A 20,315-nucleotide genomic window follows, 5' to 3' on the forward strand; every position below is an offset into this window, starting at 1 on the left:
AAGCACCCCTTGTTATATGTGCGTAGGATGAGACTCGAACTCACACGCCGGAACCGGCACTACCCCCTCAAAGTAGCGTGTATACCAATTTCACCACCTACGCAAAAAGTGCCCAGAACAGGACTCGAACCTGCATGCCTCTCGACACACGCACCTGAACCGTGCGCGTCTACCAATTCCGCCACCTGGGCAATTTTCATTACATTAAAAAAGCGGCCTCATACCGCATTTCTGTTGGAGCGGAAGACGGGACTCGAACCCGCGACCCTAACCTTGGCAAGGTTATGCTCTACCAACTGAGCTACTTCCGCGATAACGGGTGCAAAGATAGAGCTATTTTTCAATTCTCCAAAACCTGAATGCACTTTTTTTGCCCTATTTTTTACCCTTACTCCCGTATAAAATTCAAATCACAGCTATCAATTCCTTGAATAAAGTACTCATTACCACAGCAGCTTTATTCGCAGCAACGATAACATCAGCCCCATCGTTTACAAAATCATCCGCAAAATGATAACCTTCGTTCGTTATGACAGACATGCCAAACACCCGCAAACCGGCATGACGAGCAACTATAACCTCCGGAACCGTACTCATCCCTATCGCATCCCCTCCTACTTTTCCGTAAAAAGCATATTCGGAAGGTGTTTCGAAAGAAGGTCCGGTCAGTCCGACATATACCCCTTTTTTCAACGGGATATTCAGAGAACCGGCAATCTCTTCAACAGTACGGATAAACGAACGGTCGTAAGCGCGAGTCATATCCGGAAAACGAGTCCCGAACATTTCATTATTCGGCCCAATCAACGGATTTGGCATCATGTTAATATGGTCGCGGATAATCATCAAATCACCAACCTTAAATGTATTATTAATGCCTCCGGCCGCGTTTGAGACCAATAAATTCCGGATACCCAGTAATTTCATCACACGAACCGGAAATGTTACCTGCTGCATCGTATATCCTTCATAATAGTGGAAACGTCCTTGCATGGCCAATACTTGTTTATTGCCCAAACGTCCACAAATAAAATTCCCCTTATGCCCGGCAGCCGTCGAATGTACAAAATGCGGAATTTCCCGATAAGGAATCACCACCGCATCTTCAATCTGATCAGCCAACGCCCCTAAACCACTACCTAAAATAATAGCGGTTTCCGGATTACCCTTGATACGGCTTGTCAAATAAGCGGCAGCTTCCCGGTATTGTTTGTTTATTTCATCCATATTCATCTTCTTACTAATTAACGATTAATCAAATTATATGCAATTTCCGCCGTCCTTTCCATAATTTCCTCTTCTCCCGGCACTTTTTTGTTTTGCATCAGTACCTTGCCGTCACAAATAACCGTATCCACGCAACTTCCATTAGCCGCATAGACCAAGTTTGAAATAAAATTATGATTCGGAGTAAAAGCCGGAATATTCAAGTCAATCAAACAAATATCAGCCAAGTATCCTTCGGCAATCCGTCCGGCTTTCAACCCGATAGCTGAGGCTCCCGCTTCCGTTGCCGCCCGGAATATTTCATCCGCCGGAATGGCTTCCGGATTCTTACGCCAGACTTTTCCTAACAACGAAGCTAGTTTCATTGCTTCTACCATGTCCAGGTTGTTGGACGATGAACAACCGTCCGTCCCCAAAGCAACTGTAATCCCCGCATTTCTCATCTCACAAAACTTAAACTGAAAACCGGAAGCCAACTTCATGTTAGAAGCCGGATTATGAACCACTTTCACGTTATAATCCGCCAACATGCGTATTTCGTCATCATCCACATAAATACCATGAGCTATAACCAACCGAGGAGATAAAACGCCCAATTTGTAAAGATAACGGACAGGGCTTAAACCGAACTGCTTAATCGAATTCTGCACTTCCCCTTCCGTCTCCGCCAAATGAAGATGGACAGGAACCGAATGCTCATTGGAAAAAGCATGTATCCATTGCAGCAACTCACCGGAAACCGTATAAATAGCATGCGGTCCGACAGCATATTGTATCCGTTTGCTATAACCATCCATTTCCATCACCAATTGCTCATTATACCGTTTGCATTTCTCAGCCAGTTCCGGTTGAAAATGGTCGAAACAAACACCGGACAACAAACCACGCAAGCCCATTTCCTCCACAGCATCGGCTGTGGCATGAAACTTGTGATACATATCAAAGAAAGTCGTCGTTCCGCTTTTTATCATTTCCAGGCATGCAAGTTTCGTTCCCCAGTAAATATCCTCCCGGGTTAATTTAGCTTCATTCGGCCATATCTTCTCTTCCAGCCAGGGCATCAACGGCATGTCGTCGCCAAAACCACGGAAAAGCGTCATGGCTGCATGGGTGTGCGCATTCACAAATCCCGGAATAATCGCCTTACGGCGCCCGTCTATCACTTGTTCCGCCTGTACGGATAAGTGGGGAGCTATTTGTTTTATCCGCTTGTTCTCGATATAAACGTCGGTTACGACGTCATTCAATAAAACATCTTTTATTAACAGACTCATATAAATTTCGCTTTCATATTTTTAATCTTCTCATCCCGGATACGTTCCAGCAAAGCGGATAGCTTATTCCGTTTTACAGCGGCAAACGAGCAACTTTCTTTTACTTCGACAATACCCAGTTCATCTTTCTCCAAACCACCTTTCTGAAACAAAAAGCCAACCACATCTTTCTTGCTCAACTTATCGCGCTTTCCCCGGTTGATGGTGAGCGTCACCCATTCCGGACGAAGCGGCTTCCGGGCCACCTCCGGTAAGAAAAATTCCTTCGGTTCGCGGGTAATATACTCAGGTACGGTTTCCACCTCATTCAATATCAAGAAAGCATTTCCCTCTGCATTCATACGGGCTGTACGTCCGTTTCGATGAACATACGCCTCCTCATTCACCGGCAAATGATAATGAATGACATGCTGCACTTCCGGAATATCAAGCCCACGAGAGGCTAAATCGGTCGAAATAAAAACAGTGGCACTCCCATTTCGAAAATGGGATAAAGCCCGTTCACGTTCAGGCTGCTCCATTCCTCCATGAAAATATTCATTGTCCACTCCCATCTCTGTCAGATAACTACTTACCCGTTCCACCGTTTCACGGAAATTGCAAAAAATCAAAGCAGACTCACCATTCAGTTCGCCCAACAATTTATATAACGTTTCCAATTTATCTTTCACCGGCGACTTTACAATACGCAATGTCAAACCTTTCGCTTCTTTTACATCTTTCAGAAACGACAATCGTACAGGAGCCGCCATACCGATGAAATCGGGAATATCGACTGCGGCAGTAGCGGAAGTCAACACACGACGCCGTACCCCCGGAAGATGAGAAAGTATCTCCTTCATTTCTTTCAGAAAACCTAATTCAAGGGATTTGTCGAACTCATCTAAAATCAATGTACGAACAGTATCCAAATCGATTGTCCCTCTATCCAGATGGTCGACAATACGGCCGGGTGTTCCTATCAGAACAGCTGGCGGATACTCCAGACTCTTCTTTTCCATACGTATAGGATGTCCGCCATAACAACAATACACTTTATAGCCGGCTCCCAGCGAACGGAACACCGTCTCTATCTGCAAGGCTAACTCGCGGGAAGGAGCGATAATCAAAGCTTGTATTCGTTCCTCTCCGGGCGTAAGTGTTGTCAACAGCGGCAAAAGAAATGCAAGCGTTTTCCCGGAACCGGTCGGACTCAATAACAACATATCCTTCGTTGTTCCGGCATCCAGCACAGCTTGCTGCATCTCATTCAACTTCTCAATACCCGTATTAGCAAGCGCACGGGCTATTATTTCATTATTCATATTATTTGTATCGTCTATAAAATTCAGCAACCGATTCTATTCCTTTATAAAAGAAATCGAGCATACAGCTTTCATTTGGCGAATGGATTGCATTTTGTTCAAGTCCAAATCCCATTAATACCGTCTTAATCCCCAATACTTGCTCGAATGTGGAAATAATGGGGATACTTCCTCCCCTGCGCACAGCAAGCGGTTTCTTTCCGAAAGCCACTTCCACAGCCTCTTCCGCCGCCCGATAAGCCGGCATATCTATCGGGCAAACATAACCTTCGCCACCGTGGCTGGGCGTAACCTTCACCTTTACAGAAGCAGGCGCCACTGATGTTATATAATCCTCGAACAATTTTGATATTTTAGCGTGATTCTGATGCGGAACCAATCGACAGGAAACTTTTGCATAAGCTTTGGAAGGCAAGACCGTTTTACTCCCTTCTCCTGTATAACCGCCCCAGATACCGCATATATCAAACGATGGACGGCAACTGTTGCGTTCCAGTGTGGAATACCCCTTTTCACCGAATAATTCATCAACCCCGATAGCTGCTTTGTATTTCTCCTCGTCGAAAGGAATCCTGGCAATCATTTCACGTTCTGCTTTCGAAACGACCTCGACATCCTCATAAAAGCCAGGAATGGTAATACGCCCGTCGTCATCCGTAATGTCAGCCATTAATTTACAAAGGATATTTACAGGATTCGCTACAGCCCCGCCAAAATGGCCCGAATGCAAATCGCGGTTTGGTCCCGTCACTTCCAACTCCCAGTAAGCAAGCCCCCGAAGTCCGGTAGTCAGCGAGGGTGTTTCGGCACTCACCATACTGGTATCGGATACGACTATTACATCCGCCTTCAACAAATCCTTATGAGCAAGACAAAAAGCTTCCAGATTCGTAGAACCAATTTCCTCTTCACCTTCAAAAATAAATTTCACATTACAGCCCAGCAACTCCTGCTTAAGAGCCGTTTCGAAACCCTTCACCTGCATCATGGCCTGTCCCTTATCATCATCGGCACCACGTGCCCAGATACGCCCCTCCCGTATTTCCGGTTCGAAAGGCTTACTTTTCCAAAGCTCGAGCGGTTCGGCCGGCATTACATCATAATGGGCATAAACAAGCACCGTCTTTGCTTCAGGTGAAAGTATCTTTTCCCCATAAACAACCGGATTGCCGGCTGTCGGCATAACCTCCGCTTTATCAGCACCTGAAGCTAAAAGCAGCTCTACCCAACGTGCGGCACAAGCTGCCATATCCTGCTTATTCTCCTGTTTGGCGCTCACCGACGGGATACGAATGAGCGAAAACAGTTCTTCTATGAAACGGTCCTTATTGGACTCGATATACATTTTTACGGACATACTATTTCTTTTTAATTTCTATACCTGTATTCTTTGTTTCAGGATACAAGTATACAAATTAAAAAGGAGGAAGCCAAATAAAAAGAAATCAATACTCCTCAAAAATATCACCTTTGATATTTCCAAAACCAACCTATCTTCTTCTATTTTCGTACTAAGCATTTTTACTTTCAACATATATGGAAAGTAAAAAGCACATATGTCTACTTACATTTCAACAATTGTATAAATCTATTTCATCATTCATATAAACCAAAATCGCACGGGAGAAAATCGGAGAAAGCATGTTTCCTTTCCCGAAAAAGGAAATATTGAACAGAGAAATTCGATATTATCTCTTCAAAGCCCGTCTCAACCTGTCCAAACCTTCTTTCAACAATTCACGTGGACAGGCTATATTGATGCGGATAAACCCCTCGCCCGCCTCACCATACAGGCTTCCTTCATTTACCCACAACTTTTCCTTTTCCAGTAGCCTGCCGGCAATCTCTTCGGAAGATTGTTGCAAAGCCCTGCAATCCACCCAGACTAAATAAGTACCTTCCAGCAGGGTTACAGTCAGGTGAGGAAGATGTTCCTGAAAATAAATCCGCAAATAGTTATAATTATGCAAAAGATAATGTTTCAACTCTTCCAACCATTCCTCTCCCTCCTTGTAAGCTGCCATTAAAGCCTCGACACCAAACGGATTCACATCACATACTTCATTGATATTTATGGCTCTGTCTATTTTCTTACGTACCTCCTCATCTACAGATACGATATTGGCAATCTGCAGTCCCGCCAAATTGAATGCCTTACTCGGAGATATACAGGTTACCGAATTTGCCAGGAATTCGTCCGATATTGAAGCAAAAGGGATATAAGTATGTCCCGGATAAACCAGCTCGCAATGGATTTCGTCTGCTATCACCCTTACATTGTTTTGTAAGCAAATCTCTCCGATACGGACCAGCTCCGGTCGTGTCCATACCCTCCCTGCCGGATTATGCGGATTACACAACAATAATAGTTTGACCTTTGGGTCGGCGACCTTCCTTTCCAAATCATCAAAATCAATCTGATACGTATCATTCCCGTAAAGGAGTGGATTCGAGACAATTTCGCAGCCATTATTACGGATGGAAGAGAAAAAACAATTATATACGGGCGTCTGCACCAATATGCAATCGCCCGGAACAGTCAACGCTTTGATTACAGCCGACAGGGCCGGAACGACCCCTGAAGTATAGAGAATCCAGTCCGGTTCTATCTGCCAGCTATGCCGGTGAGAAAACCAGTCTACCACAGCCTCATAATAAGCAGGCGGCACTCTCGTATAACCGAAAATACCGTGTTCCACCCGTTTACGCAACGCCTCAATCACAGGAGGAGCCGTACGGAAATCCATATCGGCTACCCACATGGGCAGAACCTCCTCCTCTTTTGCAGAATCCCATTTATAAGAATTGGTTCCGCGACGGGGTATTATTTCATCAAAATTGTATTTCATTGGTTGAAACAAGTTTGGTTATCCCACAACTTCAATTCACAATTACCCGGTTCTTTGATATGCTCATCGAGGATAATCTTGCCGTAGCTTTCGGCTGTAATACTTCCCGTGCGCGGATTTTTCACACTATGCACGGGACTATTAATAGTAGCCTGCACGCTACTGTATTCGAAACATAAGTCAGCATCGTCGGCCATTGTACAATTTTCCATCACCAAGTCGTGGGCATAACAAAGGGATTGCGTACCCGAAATCTTACAATTCACTAAGCGCAGGTTATGGGAATGCCACCCCAGGTATTCACCATTCAGTTCCGAGTCATATACCGTTACATTTTCAGTATTCCAGAAAGCATCTTTCGAATTGATAATCGCATTGCGGATTTCCACATTTTTACAGTACTGAAATGAATAATTGCCATCCTGACGATAGTTTTCAATGCGGATATTTTCTCCATTCATAAAGACATAGTCCGCTTTTTCTATCCGTACATTTTTCAGTTCCACATTACGGCAATTCCAGAAAGTTTCCAAAGCGTTAGGTAACTGTACGTTTTCCAATTTAATCCCATCCATTTCGCGAAACATTTTCGGAGCTTCCACCACTGTATCCGTCATCAGTAAATCCTTAGAATACCACAAAGCAGCACGCGCTCCCTCCGTAAAGAAACAGTTTTTTATGATAAAACCATCGGTATGCCAGAAAGGATACTTGCCTTCAAAACGACAGTTTACGGCAATAATGTTACTACATTCCTTCAACGCGGACTCACCCGCATGAATGGTTACATCTTCCAGTAGTAAGTCACGTGTCGCAAACAAAGGACGTTCGCCTCCGTATTCCCTGTTTTTAATCTGTTCCATAATTCAATTACTTTATTTTAATATTTATTTCATTTTCATTTTAAAAGTTTAAGCCGTTTTCCATAAGTCAGCATGCGCCAAATCCATTCCAACGGACCAAACCGGAAATAAGACAGCCAAAAATAGCTGAAGAGCATTTCAACAAAATATACGACGGTCGCAATCAACAGAACATAAACAAGCCCTGTATTAGCCCCTAATCCAAAACCAATACCATAAAAAATGACTATCCCCCAGACAGACTGTCCGATATAATTTGTCAGCGCCATCCGTCCCGGAGCTGCCAACGCCCGGAAAAAACAGTTTTCACCCATACGAAGATACAGCAGGCAAATGCCACTCATATAGGCCAGCCCCATCGGAAACACACTGAACGTATAGAAAACGGAATGCCCTGCCAATCCCCAAGGGTGAACGTTCATTGCACTCCAAGCATATAGCAGAGAGAAAGGCAAACCGACAAAACAGCCATACAAAAATACTCGTTTCAGCAAGGACCTATGTTCATTGAGCCCGGCAAACAAGCGGTTTCTGCCAATATAAAACCCCAGCAAGAATAATCCCATTACTTTGAAAAAACGATTGCCGTCTATAAATTCCTGCATTCTGACAAATGCACCCTGTACCAGAAATTGAAACACTTCGGTATAACTATTCCCCATTTTTAACCAATAGCCGAAATTATCGTCAGTGATGCCATACTTCACGCAATAATATTGTTGCATCCGAATAACCGGTGCGGAAGGACTAACACCGGACAAGGAAATAAAAATATCTATCCCTATCGGCAACAACAACAATACAGCCGCACTCACCAGCAATCCCCTATCAGACATATTCCGGAACAACGGCAGGAACAATCCGGCCAGTGCATAAAGCATCAGGATATCGCCACTCCAAAGAAACATCAGATGCACAAAGCCGATAACTAGCAAAATACCCATCCGTCGATAAAAAACGCGAAAACCGTCAGCCTGCTTCCGCACCGCATTCGAGAGAATAATCGAAAAACCGATACCGAACAACAGAGAAAACAGGGTATAGAACTTGCCGTCTATAAATATATACTGCAAATACCGGATAATCCGGTCAATCCCTGCCGTAGGCATATTGCTTACCACCTCGCTTTTCAAAAAGGTATAAAGGGAAAATTCGGGAAAGTTTGCCAAGCAAATTCCGAACAAGGCAAGCCCCCGCAAAGCATCCAGAATAATATAACGTTCTTGCTGTCCGACCGGACTCAGATTCTTTATATCCATTGTTTTCTTTGTTGTACTATGATTCCATATTTATTATTTTTCCGGATATGATTAGGTATTTTTCCGAAAATCAGGCCTAAATACATCTGTAAAAATAGGAAAATAATCTGTAATACCTAACATTTCAGCCACTTATACTCGGAAATTCGTGGATAAGAATCTTTGAAGTCTGCAAATTTGTTTTTATCCCAAACTTGATAATCATACATCCTGCGCCACAGCTTGGGCATAATCTTCATCACTAACCCGTTCCAACCAAGTATTCTTATTATTCTGCGGATTACATTCTACAGCAATATGCGAAAACCAGCTGTCGGGTGCAGCTCCATGCCAATGTTCCACATCATTTCCAACCGAGAATTCACTAATTTTAGGTACTTCTGTTTTCATTTTCTGCGCATTTATACTACCTATGCCGAAAAATACCAACGACATGGCAATGATTATTAAAATCTGATTCCTGCAATTCACTATCGTTTAATTTTTAAATTATTATTCGATAGCAAAAGTACCTTGGAGACAAACGTGGTCGTGTATACAAATTACGGATGTTTGTAACTCTATTACGGTTTTCACCTAAAGCCATGAAGTTTCTATTGTTAGATTATTTATCTTTGAAACAAATTAATAAATGAAGCGATATGGAAGAGGTTATAAAATTAGATGCTGTAGACCAGTATAACAAATTGTTCGGGCTGGAAACTTTACATCCTTTGGTAAGTGTCGTTGACTTATCAAAAGCAACATTGTTCACCCCTCATCACCGTATTAATTATGGTATATATGCTCTTTTTTTAAAAGAGACAAAATGTGGTGATATCCGGTATGGACGACAAAATTATGATTATCAGGAAGGAACCGTGGTAGGTTTTGCCCCCGGACAAATCGTGACTACTGAAAGAAAGAAAAATACGAAATTAACTGCACGTGGAATTTTATTCCATCCCGACCTGATTCGCGGAACAGCTTTGGGACGGGACATCAAACGATATTCCTTTTTTTCGTATGAATCCACTGAAGCTCTTCACCTTTCAGAACAGGAGAAAGGAATCGTTATGGATTGCCTTGATAAAATCCAGATAGAACTGGAACATGCTATCGACAAACACAGCAAACGCCTGATATGTATGAATATCGAATTGCTTCTTGACTATTGCATGCGCTTTTACGAACGACAGTTTACCACCCGTTCGGAGGTAAATAAGGATGTATTGGTAAAATTTGAACAATTGTTGGACGAATACCTGCTAAGTGATCTTCCGGGACAAAAAGGCTTGCCTACAGTCAAATATTTTGCGGATAAGATATGTTTGTCACCCAACTATTTCGGCGACTTGATAAAAAAAGAGACGGGAAAAACGGCACAGGAATATATCCAGAACAAAATCCTTGGTTTGGCTAAGGAATGGATACTGGGCACAAATAAGACTGTCAGTCAGATTGCTTACGATCTTGGGTTCCAATATTCCCAACATTTTAGCCGTCTATTTAAGAAAAATGTAGGCTATACTCCAAACGAATATAGAAAATTACAAGCATAAAGAAATAAACCCAATAATAAAAAACACGACAGTGTATAATAAGATGGGAAAAAATATTTTGAATTTAGAAACAGTCCACCAATGTAATTGCTTTCTGGGGGAGAAAACCTTTCATCCCCTGGTAAGCATTATCGACTTATCTAAAGCCGGGTGGCAACAACAACGTCATCTTAAACTCGGATTTTATGCTGTATTGTTGGAGGAACACACATGTGATTGTTTTCTCCATGGACGCAAAGATTATGATTTCTCGGACGGGACTCTTCTTTTCCTTTCGCCGGGCGAAACGATTGAGATAGGAGAAAAACATGAAATGTTCAATATCAAAGGATGGCTACTGACATTCCATCCCGAATTTATTATCAACACGCCACTTGGACAGAATATCGGACAGTATACTTTCTTTTATTACCGGAAAGAAGAAGCATTACATATTTCATTACGTGAAAAAAGGATTATCTGTCAATCTTTTGAAAATATCAGTGATGAACTTCATCACTCCATAGATGAGTATAGCAAAACATTAATATCAAAACAGATTGAATTGCTTCTGGATTATTGTACCCGTTTCTATACCCGTCAGTTCATTACACGCTGTGAGGCGAATAAAAAGATAATAGAAAAAACAGGATGTATAGCAGATCGTTTCTTTATAGCAAATCAAACCTGCCTTACAGGTCTTCCAACTACTAAACAATGCGCACATCAGCTCCAACTCTCTCCTGCCTATCTGGAAAACTTATTCAAACATGAAACAGGCAAGACCATATATGAGTATATGCAGTTCAAACGTATAGAAATAGCTCGAAAGTGGTTGCGGGAAACAGACAAGACAATCGGCATGATTGCAAAGGAACTGGGTTTCTCATCTACACAATACTTTAGTTCACTATTCAAAAGAATAACAGGAAGCTCCCCGTGTGAATACCGGTTGTACCAAAAAATAAATGTAAGTTTGTAACCTGTAAAACTTGCACACTCCCGATAGGAGATTATGTGACTGGGATAAAAAAACGTTAACATACACGGGGAAGTTCAGTGCCATCTTAGTGGCACAGCAGTGCCGTCGGCATGGCACTCCAGTGCCACTAGGGTGGCACTATTAAAAGCCCACAAGCATACACATACGCTTCGGATTACTTCTTATTAAAGAAATTCTTAAAGAAAAGTATTTGATAGTCTATGGAATTTCTCCAATAATTGCCATCATGGCCTCCGGGACGTACCAGGAAATCGTGGTCTATTTTATATTTCAATAATTTTTCATGGAAATCGTTATTCACTTCAAAAAAGAAGTCGCTATAACCACAGTCTATGATTAAAGCCAATTCGCCGTTTTTGACGCGGTCTATCTGGTTTATAGCGGTATGTTTATCCCAAATCTCCTGATTTTCATTTTCAGCTCCCAATAGTTTACTCATTTCCCAGTTGTTAGGAAAAGGACGAATATCCAAACCTCCGCTTGTACTGCCGGCTGCACCAAATACATCTTTATGACGGAAAGCCAACCACATAGCGCCATGTCCCCCCATACTTAATCCTGTGATAGCACGCGCTTTACGGTCTTTCACTGTCGGATATTTAGCATCTATATATTGTATCAATTCATTGGAAACGAATGTTTCATAGCGGAAAGACGGATCTTTCGGACTGTCCCAATACCAGCTGTTATTACCATCCGGACAAACGAACATCAGGTCTTCACGGTCCGCTATCTCTTTTAGTTCCGGCTTCATGGAAATCCAACTTTTCGCATCGCCACTGTAACCATTCAACAAATAAATGACAGGCTTTTTTGACGATTGGGTATTTTGTGGCGAAACTACTACCACTTGTACATTTTTCTTCATTGCATTACTGTAGACTGCCAATGTATCGACAACTGCCGCTTGCAAAGAACAAGCAACAACAACAAAACCAGTAAGGAAAAACAACCTTAAACTCTTCATCTTTTTCACATTTAAAATTAACTGACAGCAAATGTAAACAAAAAAACATTAATCCGGCAGATACCCGTCTGTTAAGGTATGTAGGAAAGCGACGATGGCAGCTTCTTCTTGTTCTGAAAGTTTCAAATTACCTAATTCGTCTTTGTTGACTGTTTCAGCATATTCGGGAGCCGGATAATCTTCCACATCCCGGACATTATAGAAATGGACTATTTCTTCAAGTGTCTTGAAATAACCGTTATGCCCGTAAGGAGCAGTCAAAACGATATTTCGTAAAGTCGGTACACGGAATTTACCATATTCGGCACTATCTTGCAAAAAGGCCCCTAATCCCATATCCATAGTATCACGCCCACATGTATTATAAGGTGGTTGTACATTGAAATATGGATTCTCCGGATTAGACGGAATACCTAAATTATCGTATGTATGGTCGGTAAACAAAACGCGTCCTGCCCGTTCGTCTTTCTCTAAAATATGGCATTCGGCACAAAGTCCTTTTTCTTTAAATAGTTTCAAGCCTTCCTTTTCCTGTTTAGTGAACTTATATTTGCCATCTTCCCAAGCATCATATTTGGATGTAAAAGGATTGACTTCCACTGAACGTTCATAAGTTGCTAAAGCATCAAGCACATAAGAAAATATAGAATCGGTAGAAGTAGTTTCACCGTATATTTTTATCAACTCCGGATAATAAGCAGCTTTCCGGATTTTCTCCACAACCCTTTCATTGCTCTCGTTTCCCATCTCTAAAGGGTTCACAAAAGGCTGTGCTGCCTGTTCTTCCAACGAATTGACACGTCCGTCCCAGAAAAGCCCACCTACAAAAGTCTCTTCTTCTTCATCATAATACAATGCCGGAACGTATGCTGCATATGAGCAGGTCATGGAATTCCGGTTGCTGAACCGTCCTTTTACAGCTCCTTCCGAGGTGATGCGCGAGTATTTATCCGCAAATCCTTTTTCCGGTGTGTGGCATATCGCACACGATTCACCCATAGGTTCAGACAAGGTTTCATCAAAAAATATTTGCTTGCCTAACAACTCTTTATCATTCATTCCTGCTCTCTTTTCCTTCGGAGTACAAGATATCATACAGTACAGGCCTATACAAATAAGACCAACAATCATCTCTCTTTTCGTACAACTATTCATACACAACGTCTTTAATCAGAAAACGAAAATACAATAAATCGGGTATATTCGCAAATCTTAACACTATTGTAATATATATTTCACGAAAGTGAAATAAGAATCGGCGTCCTTTGCCGAAAATAATTATATTTGTAATGGATAATTTTGGGAAAAAAGTTATGGATGTACCTAAGATATTAGTAGTTGACGATGAAGAGGATTTATGTGAAATACTTAAATTCAATCTTGAAATAGAAGGTTACGAAGTAGATACTGCATTTAGTGCCGAAGAAGCCCTGAAAATGAATATCCCCTCTTATCAATTATTGTTGTTGGATGTGATGATGGGTGAAATATCCGGTTTCAAAATGGCCAGTATATTACGGAAAAGCGAAGACACGGCCAACATTCCGATTATTTTCCTGACTGCTAAAGATACAGAAAATGACATGCTGACCGGTTTCAATCTGGGTGCCGACGATTATATATCAAAACCATTTTCTATCCGCCAGGTTGTTGCACGCGTGAAGGCTGTATTAAGAAGAACTACCGATAAAGAAAAAAATGCGGAAAACGATTTGCTGGTGTATGAGACATTATCGTTGGATACAAAACGCATTAAAGCTTCAGTCGATGGTAAAGAGGTTCCTCTTACTAAAAAAGAATTTGAAATACTGAAACTTTTACTCGAAAACAAAGGGAACGTATTTTCACGCGAAGAAATCCTGTCGCGTATATGGAAAGACGAGGTCTATGTGCTGGACCGTACAATAGATGTCAACATCACCCGGTTACGTAAAAAGATTGGCGTATATGGAAAGAATATTGTAACTCGCTTGGGATTCGGTTATTGTTTTGAAAGCTAACAGACAAATAAGAGAATGGTTAAGGTAGAAGCTGAAAATAGGAATCGTATACCGTTCAGTCAACGACTCTTCTGGTCGATTTTTGCAATGTTTCTGGGATTTACGGTCTGTTTCCTATTGTTCCAGTATCAACGGGAACGGGAGTTCGCCCAAGACAAACTGAATAATGTATTGGGTAATTACAATTACCAACTTTTCCGTCGCACCCAACAAACAAATGATATCAATAAAGTTGTCAATCAGTTTATTGAGGATATTCCTCAAAAAGATTTACGTGTCACTATTATCGACCCGAGTGGCAAGGTTTTGTTTGATAATAGCGGCATCGAAGAATTCAACAACCATAACGACCGTAGCGAGGTACGCAAAGCCCGATTATATAATGAAGGATTTGCTATCCGTTCTTCCGGTTCCACAGGGAAAAGATATTTTTATTCGGCAACGAACATCGGGGGGTATATTTATCGTTCGTCTCTCCCTTGGGACCCCTATACACAACGTGTATTGACTATCAACAAGGATTTTATATATTTCATGGCTTTGATGACGTTGATTTTCTTTTTTGTCCTCTCCCGATTTACGTTCAGTATCGGACGGACCATTTCTAAATTACGCGATTTTGCCTTGAATGTAGAAAACGACCGTATTCCGCAAAACGAATATGTTTTTCCAAATGACGAATTAGGCGACATATCCAAAAATATTGTGACCCTTTATCATCGTCAGCGAAAAGCAAAAGACGAACTCTCTATGGAACGCGAAAAACTGATAAAGCATTTTCAATATGCTAAAGAAGGTTTTGCCATGTTCACAGCCGAAGGGCGGGAAATACTGTCGAATATTCTTTTTGTTCAGTTTGTAAATGTTATATCAGATAATCAAATCCGTCAATCTGAAGATGTAATGGAGGTAAAAGAACTTGAACCTATCCGTCTGTTTCTGAATAAAAACATTCCGAATAGCAACCGGAAACGAAAAGTACTGCGCGAATCGGTTACAGTTGATAAAAACGGTAAAATATTCCTGATAGAATGTATTCTCTTTCTCGATAACAGTTACGAGATATCCATTAATGATATTTCCCGTCAGGAAGAAGAAAGCCGGATGAAACGTCAACTGACTCAAAATGTAGCACATGAATTAAAAACCCCCGTAAGCAGTATACAAGGATATTTGGAAACTATCATCAGCAATCCGGAACTAACGGATGAAAAACGACAGTTCTTCCTCGAACGTTGTTATTCACAGAGTACGCGCCTAACCGGTTTGCTACGCGATATTTCTGTCTTGAACCGTCTTGACGAAGCTTCGGAAATGTTTGATTTGGCTGAAGTCAATATTCCCAAATTAATCGGTGAAATAGAAAAAGAATGTTCCAAAGATATGGAAGAAAAAAAGATTTCTTCGGAAATAATACTACCGGGTAATCCAACAATATATGGCAATTATTCATTGCTTTACTCCATCTTCCGGAACTTGTACGACAATACGATTGCATATGCCGGCGAAGGAATAAAAATCACCGTCAATTGTTACAAAGAGGACCCGAAATATTATTATTTCAGCTTTTCAGACAATGGTGTAGGCATTTCGGAAGAACATATCAATCGTATCTTCGAACGTTTCTACCGGGTAGACAAAGGCCGAAGCCGTAAAGTTGGCGGAACAGGATTAGGGCTATCTATTGTAAAGAATGGTGTCAATTTCCATAAAGGACAGATATCTGCCAAGAGTAGTCCGGGCAAAGGCATGACTTTCTTCTTTACATTGAAGAAAAAGATATAGAAATCCTAATTCTCTTCGGCTGGTTGGTACAAATAACGTTTGATGCTCCGCTTCGGTGTTTTCTCAAACTCTTCCTGATACAATTTGAAGCAAGTCACCTTGCTGTAGCCGGGCATTTCAGTATTCAGTTGGTCGATGTTTTGTTGCATGAGAGCTTCTATCTCGGAGTGTTGGATACCGGCTTTATCGACCTGTTCCCAGTCTGGATAGATAAGAGCTATTAGTTTTCCGTTTTGTGAAATAACTAGCGACTCTGCAACATAAAGCATATTGTTCAAACGGTCTTCTATCTCTTCCGGGTAAATATTTTGTCCGTTCGAACTCAATATCATACTTTTACTTCGGCCTCGAATATAGAGAGAACCGTCGGCATCCATTGTCCCTAAGTCACCTGTACGTAACCAACCATCCGGCATCATGACCGCTTGGGTTGCTTCCGGATTTTTATAGTAACCCAACATTACATTCATACCACGAACAAGTATTTCACCGACTTCATGTTCCGGATCGTCCGAGTCAATACGGATTTCCATCCGGTCGACTACACGCCCTACAGAACCCTGCTTGAATACATCCCACTGGGCATACGATACCAACGGGCCGCATTCGGTCATGCCATATCCAATCGTGTAACGGAAATTGATGGATTTCAGGAAAGTTTCCACCTCCTTATTAATAGCAGCTCCTCCAATAACAATCTCACCAAAATTACCTCCAAATGAGGCGTCTAGTTTTTGAGCAATCGTATTCCGGACTTTCTGGTCGACATAGGGGACTTTCAATAATAATTTAATCAACGGCTTTTCCAACTCCGGGAATACCTTATTCTTGATAATTTTCTCAATAATAAGCGGAACTGCGAGGATAAGTGCCGGTTTTACTGTGGCAAAGGCCTCTGCTATAATCTTCGGACTGGGGGTGCGGGTCAGAAAATGTATATGACAACCCTTATTAACTCCGTTAAGTACTTCGAAAGCTAAACCATACATATGCGCCATCGGCAACATACAGACAAAATTATCTCCCGGATGTATGAATGGGAGATTATCGTAAGCAAATTGCGTATTACTCCACAAGCTACGGTAGGGTATCATCACACCTTTTGAAAAACTGGTCGTACCGGATGTATAATTCAAAACAGCCAATTCTTCCGGCTTCTCTACATGATATTTCACATCGTTGGCTGTAAAGGAACGGGGATATTTCTTTCCGAAATATTCATTTATACGCTCACGTACAGAATAGACATCTTTACTTTTACTGTCGATGATGGAGAAATCATCCAACATCATGAATAGACGGACATCCGGCATTTTCTTTTCATTCATATTTTCCCAGTTGCTGGAACCTGCCAGAACAGCTTTCGCTTCCGAATGGTTGACGATATGATGAATGTTGTCCGGTTTGAAATCATGTAAAATAGGCACTGCCACAGCTCCGTAAGCTAATATGCCGAAAAAACAGATAGCCCAATTAGACGAATTACGTCCGACAAGAGCTACTTTATCACCCGGTTTGATGCCTGCATGTTCCAAAATGATATGAAACTTCTCTATCCGGCGGGCCACATCTTTATAATGGTATGTATGTCCGTTATAATCTGAGAACGCTGGCAAATCCCAATGTTCTTTGATGCTTTTCTCTATAAGGCCTAAGAAACGATTATCCATAATAAATATAATTTATAAAAGAACCGGATAGTCCGGGAGAATGTTGCAAATATAATGAATTCCCCGAGTAAAAGAAATGGCATATACTACTATTATTCAATTATGCTGATTGAAGATATCATGCCAAAAGTTTCATTATTGTTAATGCTCCAGACCATACGTCCCATACCATCTAATTCAAGAAGTTGAGGGCTGTTGGCTTCTATAGCACTTTTATCGTGCCCTTGCCAGTTACAGACATATAGTCCATCGCCATACGAGGGTAGCAATTGGGCAACAAAGAAAAGACGAGCGTTCTTAATATCGTTTTCACCATAACGACGTACAATTTCACCACTATCCAGATTCATTTCCATTAAAGAGTGACCATCACCACATGCCACCCAGTAATTGCCGTTACTCAAAGCGAATGTACTGAAAGGAGTGCCTTCTGTTATTGTCGTGTTTACGAGTTCACCTTGGGGAGTTACTTCACGAATATCGGAAGTTGCAAAAAGAGGTATTAAATAGTTACCGCGTTTATTCTTGTTGACCTGACGGAATTGGGAATGCGTGTTGAGAATACCGGTCTCATATTCTGTTCGGGAGAGGATATCTCCTTTGGGGCTGACTTCCATAATAACAGCCGGATGACCGCACCAGGCTAATAGATAATTGCCATCGGGCAAGACACGTGCAGTCTGCATTTCACCATTATCGGGAGCTGGAATATCCCAGACTTCCTTGTGTTCGCGGGTGATGACTTTAGCCCCCCGAGCATAGGAGAAAAGGATGTTGCCGTCGGGTGTTGCAGCTACAGAATTGCATTCCCAGCCTTTCTCAAGAGGATGCTCCCATTCTATTTGTTTTGTTTTCTTATCGATAATCACGATTTTATTCCATCCGGAACCACCCAATAACAGTTTCATGGCTTTTTGCTGACATGAGGTAAGCGAAGAAAGGAGTAAAACAGAGCAAAAGAAAGTTATTATTTTCTTCATAATAATTGATTTATGTATATGATTTGTCCTGTGGGCTTAATTAAATAGTTCAAGGCCGGGCAGCCTTGAACTATTTACTGTTTTAAGAGTGAAGTAATGATTGATATAACTCAAACCCTTGTTCGGGCGTTAATCCTTCGTGGACTACGGCATGAACAGCTTGTATCATGGCAGCAGGAGAGTCACTCTGGAAAACGTTACGTCCCATATCGACTCCGGCAGCACCGTCGTTGATAGCATTGTAGCAAAGTTCGAGCGCTTCCTTTTCAGGAAGTTTCTTTCCTCCGGCAATGACAACGGGAACCGGACAGGAGGCTGCTACTTTTTCAAAACCGTCGCAATAATAAGTCTTGACGATAGAAGCTCCATTTTCGGCACAAACACGGGAAGCCAATGCAAAATAGCGGGCATCGCGTGCCATTTGTTTTCCGACGGCAGTCACACCCATAACCGGGATACCATAGCGGTTGCCCAAGTCGACAGCCTTCACCAAATTGGCAGCCGTGATAGCTTCCTGTTCACCGTCACCGGCAGAGAACATTACAGCCATAGCCGAAGCATTAAAGCGGATAGCATCTTCCACATCAATCAACAGATTGCGGTTCAGTTCAGTCAAAATTGTAGAACCGGCATCCGAACGGAGGCAAATCGGCTTGTTGACATTAGCCGGGATTGACGTTTGCAGGATACCCCGTGTACACATCAAGCAATCGGCATACTGTGTCAGGGGAACGATAGTCAGGTCTATACGCTCCAACCCGGATGTAGGCCCCATGATGAAACCATGGTCGAAAGCCAGCATAACGGCACGGCCTGTCTTCGGGTTAAAAATACGGGAGAGGCGGTCCTTCATTCCCCAAGGCATATTTGAAGCACCTTTCACATGAAAATTATCTGATAGAGAAGCTTGGCCGAATCCGAAACTGTTTGCTTCCCTAAAACCATCCATATCTGGCATAATTCTATTCCTTTCTTTTAAAGTTATTTGATCCTACTCTTATAAAGCCTCTGCAAATGCCGCAAACATACAACTCCAGGAAGAGGCTCCACTATCGGCATAACCGATGGAACGCTCTCCATAATTACGGGCACGGCCGAAATTTGCTTTCATATCGACTGTAGCGGCAGTGCCGTCGAGAGCGGCTTTTGCTCCGGCTTCAAGAATTTCCTTGATGTCGGCGGAGTCGCTGTTTTCGATAGCTTCGACTGCCGGGATAAGCGCATCCATCATGGTCTTATCTCCTTTTCCGGCTTTCGTCTGCTTTTGTACATTGGCAAGACCGCCGGCAAACATGGCTTTTACAGCAACGGCATCCAGTTCCGTTCCCGAAACTGTATCGCTCATGCCGAGGAAAAAGGCTCCCAATAGCGTGCTGGTCGAACCGCTCACCTGAAGCATCACATCAAATCCCATATCATTCAACATTGCCTTGAACTCCGTTCCTTTTTGAGCCGTCGCGACAATAGCCGACATAGCCGTCACGATGGCTTGTCCATGATCGCCGTCGCCGATGACTGCATCCAGTTTGGAAAATTCCTCTTCGCGCTCTTTAATATGCCTTAGCGCGTTGTTCAGCATAATTTTGAAATTGTCGATAGTCAGTGTTTTCATAC

17 protein-coding genes, 3 tRNA genes and 1 pseudogene are annotated in these 20,315 nt (G+C 42.1%); 4 read left to right on the forward strand and 17 right to left on the reverse strand.

Annotated elements, in window-relative coordinates; all coding sequences use genetic code 11:
- Window positions 1-19: 19 nt before the first annotated feature.
- From DW103_RS01630 to DW103_RS01680, 11 genes and pseudogenes are all read right to left on the reverse strand, one after another.
- Window positions 20-103, reverse strand: a tRNA-Leu gene (locus tag DW103_RS01630).
- Window positions 104-109: 6 nt separating this feature from the next.
- Window positions 110-191 (reverse strand) — tRNA-Leu (locus DW103_RS01635).
- 44 nt (window positions 192-235) lie between these two features.
- Window positions 236-311, reverse strand: a tRNA-Gly gene (locus DW103_RS01640).
- A gap of 94 nt (window positions 312-405) precedes the next feature.
- Window positions 406-1,227 carry a purine nucleoside phosphorylase I, inosine and guanosine-specific gene (locus tag DW103_RS01645; RefSeq protein ID WP_122273964.1) on the reverse strand — a complete coding sequence of 274 codons (822 nt, stop codon included), beginning with the start codon at window positions 1,225-1,227 and terminating at the stop codon, window positions 406-408.
- A 17-nt stretch (window positions 1,228-1,244) separates the two neighbouring features.
- Window positions 1,245-2,501 carry an amidohydrolase family protein gene (locus tag DW103_RS01650; RefSeq protein WP_122273912.1) on the reverse strand — a complete coding sequence of 419 codons (1,257 nt, stop codon included), beginning with the start codon at window positions 2,499-2,501 and terminating at the stop codon, window positions 1,245-1,247.
- Complete coding sequence (locus DW103_RS01655) at window positions 2,498-3,805, reverse strand: DEAD/DEAH box helicase (protein WP_122273965.1); 1,308 nt, start codon at window positions 3,803-3,805, stop codon at window positions 2,498-2,500. The genes DW103_RS01650 and DW103_RS01655 overlap by 4 nt, the downstream gene beginning before the upstream one ends.
- A 1-nt stretch (window position 3,806) precedes the next feature.
- A complete protein-coding gene (locus tag DW103_RS01660) occupies window positions 3,807-5,162 on the reverse strand; it encodes a dipeptidase (RefSeq protein WP_122273913.1) in 1,356 nt (451 codons plus the stop codon).
- A 331-nt stretch (window positions 5,163-5,493) separates the two neighbouring features.
- Window positions 5,494-6,654 (reverse strand): MalY/PatB family protein, encoded by a 1,161-nt coding sequence (locus DW103_RS01665; RefSeq protein ID WP_122273914.1) that lies wholly within the window; start codon window positions 6,652-6,654, stop codon window positions 5,494-5,496.
- Window positions 6,651-7,517: a DUF3737 family protein gene (locus DW103_RS01670; protein ID WP_122273915.1), complete on the reverse strand. Its 867-nt coding sequence runs from the start codon at window positions 7,515-7,517 to the stop codon at window positions 6,651-6,653. Before DW103_RS01670 ends, DW103_RS01665 begins: the two co-directional genes overlap by 4 nt.
- 35 nt (window positions 7,518-7,552) lie before the next feature.
- The gene (locus DW103_RS01675; protein WP_122273916.1) at window positions 7,553-8,776 is read right to left on the reverse strand and encodes a DUF418 domain-containing protein; all 1,224 of its coding nucleotides are present in this window, start codon (window positions 8,774-8,776) and stop codon (window positions 7,553-7,555) included.
- A 204-nt stretch (window positions 8,777-8,980) separates the two neighbouring features.
- Window positions 8,981-9,211: pseudogene (locus DW103_RS01680) on the reverse strand (hypothetical protein); the annotation flags it as partial.
- Window positions 9,212-9,417: 206 nt separating this feature from the next.
- Here DW103_RS01680 and DW103_RS01685 point away from each other — a divergent pair.
- Entirely contained in the window at window positions 9,418-10,317 is a 900-nt protein-coding gene (locus tag DW103_RS01685; RefSeq protein ID WP_122273918.1) for an AraC family transcriptional regulator, read from the forward strand.
- Window positions 10,318-10,360: 43 nt separating this feature from the next.
- A complete protein-coding gene (locus DW103_RS01690; RefSeq protein WP_122273919.1) occupies window positions 10,361-11,278 on the forward strand; it encodes an AraC family transcriptional regulator in 918 nt (305 codons plus the stop codon).
- 175 nt (window positions 11,279-11,453) lie between these two features.
- Here the strand turns inward: DW103_RS01690 and DW103_RS01695 are convergent, their stop codons facing one another.
- Window positions 11,454-12,266, reverse strand: a complete 813-nt coding sequence (locus DW103_RS01695) for an alpha/beta hydrolase family protein (protein ID WP_122273920.1) — start codon at window positions 12,264-12,266, stop codon at window positions 11,454-11,456.
- Window positions 12,267-12,314: 48 nt separating this feature from the next.
- Window positions 12,315-13,421, reverse strand: a complete 1,107-nt coding sequence (locus DW103_RS01700) for a cytochrome-c peroxidase (protein ID WP_370453443.1) — start codon at window positions 13,419-13,421, stop codon at window positions 12,315-12,317.
- A gap of 158 nt (window positions 13,422-13,579) precedes the next feature.
- Between DW103_RS01700 and DW103_RS01705 the strand changes: the two genes are divergently transcribed.
- Together DW103_RS01705 and DW103_RS01710 are read left to right on the forward strand one after the other, a co-directional pair.
- Window positions 13,580-14,266 (forward strand): response regulator transcription factor, encoded by a 687-nt coding sequence (locus DW103_RS01705; RefSeq protein ID WP_122273967.1) that lies wholly within the window; start codon window positions 13,580-13,582, stop codon window positions 14,264-14,266.
- Window positions 14,267-14,281: 15 nt separating this feature from the next.
- Complete coding sequence (locus DW103_RS01710) at window positions 14,282-16,051, forward strand: ATP-binding protein (RefSeq protein WP_122273921.1); 1,770 nt, start codon at window positions 14,282-14,284, stop codon at window positions 16,049-16,051.
- A 5-nt stretch (window positions 16,052-16,056) separates the two neighbouring features.
- Here DW103_RS01710 and DW103_RS01715 read toward each other — a convergent pair whose 3' ends face one another.
- The 4 genes from DW103_RS01715 to DW103_RS01730 all read right to left on the reverse strand — a co-directional run bounded on the left by DW103_RS01715 (window position 16,057) and on the right by DW103_RS01730 (window position 20,313).
- Window positions 16,057-17,721, reverse strand: a complete 1,665-nt coding sequence (locus DW103_RS01715; RefSeq protein WP_122273922.1) for an AMP-binding protein — start codon at window positions 17,719-17,721, stop codon at window positions 16,057-16,059.
- Window positions 17,722-17,813: 92 nt separating this feature from the next.
- On the reverse strand, window positions 17,814-18,701 hold the full coding sequence (locus DW103_RS01720; RefSeq protein WP_122273923.1) for a hypothetical protein: 888 nt from the start codon (window positions 18,699-18,701) through the stop codon (window positions 17,814-17,816).
- Between the two features lie 82 nt (window positions 18,702-18,783).
- Window positions 18,784-19,659 (reverse strand): 3-hydroxy-5-phosphonooxypentane-2,4-dione thiolase, encoded by an 876-nt coding sequence (lsrF, locus tag DW103_RS01725; protein WP_122273924.1) that lies wholly within the window; start codon window positions 19,657-19,659, stop codon window positions 18,784-18,786.
- Window positions 19,660-19,698: 39 nt separating this feature from the next.
- The gene (locus DW103_RS01730) at window positions 19,699-20,313 is read right to left on the reverse strand and encodes a DAK2 domain-containing protein (RefSeq protein WP_122273925.1); all 615 of its coding nucleotides are present in this window, start codon (window positions 20,311-20,313) and stop codon (window positions 19,699-19,701) included.
- Window positions 20,314-20,315: the final 2 nt, after the last annotated feature.

It is taken from the genome of Parabacteroides sp. AM08-6, from assembly GCF_003473295.1.
Taxonomy (GTDB): domain Bacteria; phylum Bacteroidota; class Bacteroidia; order Bacteroidales; family Tannerellaceae; genus Parabacteroides.

Excerpts from the sequence above, each read along its gene's own strand:
- lsrF (WP_122273924.1), bottom strand. The coding sequence starts at position 19,659 with ATGCCAGATATGGATGGTTTTAGGGAAGCAAACAGTTTCGGATTCGGC.
- DW103_RS01670 (WP_122273915.1), bottom strand. The coding sequence starts at position 7,517 with ATGGAACAGATTAAAAACAGGGAATACGGAGGCGAACGTCCTTTGTTT.
- DW103_RS01710 (WP_122273921.1), top strand. The coding sequence starts at position 14,282 with ATGGTTAAGGTAGAAGCTGAAAATAGGAATCGTATACCGTTCAGTCAA.
- DW103_RS01685 (WP_122273918.1), top strand. The coding sequence starts at position 9,418 with ATGGAAGAGGTTATAAAATTAGATGCTGTAGACCAGTATAACAAATTG.
- DW103_RS01695 (WP_122273920.1), bottom strand. The coding sequence starts at position 12,266 with ATGAAGAGTTTAAGGTTGTTTTTCCTTACTGGTTTTGTTGTTGTTGCT.
- DW103_RS01660 (WP_122273913.1), bottom strand. The coding sequence starts at position 5,162 with ATGTCCGTAAAAATGTATATCGAGTCCAATAAGGACCGTTTCATAGAA.
- DW103_RS01650 (WP_122273912.1), bottom strand. The coding sequence starts at position 2,501 with ATGAGTCTGTTAATAAAAGATGTTTTATTGAATGACGTCGTAACCGAC.
- DW103_RS01720 (WP_122273923.1), bottom strand. The coding sequence starts at position 18,701 with ATGAAGAAAATAATAACTTTCTTTTGCTCTGTTTTACTCCTTTCTTCG.
- DW103_RS01645 (WP_122273964.1), bottom strand. The coding sequence starts at position 1,227 with ATGGATGAAATAAACAAACAATACCGGGAAGCTGCCGCTTATTTGACA.
- DW103_RS01690 (WP_122273919.1), top strand. The coding sequence starts at position 10,361 with ATGGGAAAAAATATTTTGAATTTAGAAACAGTCCACCAATGTAATTGC.
- DW103_RS01655 (WP_122273965.1), bottom strand. The coding sequence starts at position 3,805 with ATGAATAATGAAATAATAGCCCGTGCGCTTGCTAATACGGGTATTGAG.
- DW103_RS01665 (WP_122273914.1), bottom strand. The coding sequence starts at position 6,654 with ATGAAATACAATTTTGATGAAATAATACCCCGTCGCGGAACCAATTCT.
- DW103_RS01675 (WP_122273916.1), bottom strand. The coding sequence starts at position 8,776 with ATGGATATAAAGAATCTGAGTCCGGTCGGACAGCAAGAACGTTATATT.
- DW103_RS01715 (WP_122273922.1), bottom strand. The coding sequence starts at position 17,721 with ATGGATAATCGTTTCTTAGGCCTTATAGAGAAAAGCATCAAAGAACAT.
- DW103_RS01700 (WP_370453443.1), bottom strand. The coding sequence starts at position 13,421 with ATGAATAGTTGTACGAAAAGAGAGATGATTGTTGGTCTTATTTGTATA.
- DW103_RS01705 (WP_122273967.1), top strand. The coding sequence starts at position 13,580 with ATGGATGTACCTAAGATATTAGTAGTTGACGATGAAGAGGATTTATGT.
- DW103_RS01730 (WP_122273925.1), bottom strand. The coding sequence starts at position 20,313 with ATGAAAACACTGACTATCGACAATTTCAAAATTATGCTGAACAACGCG.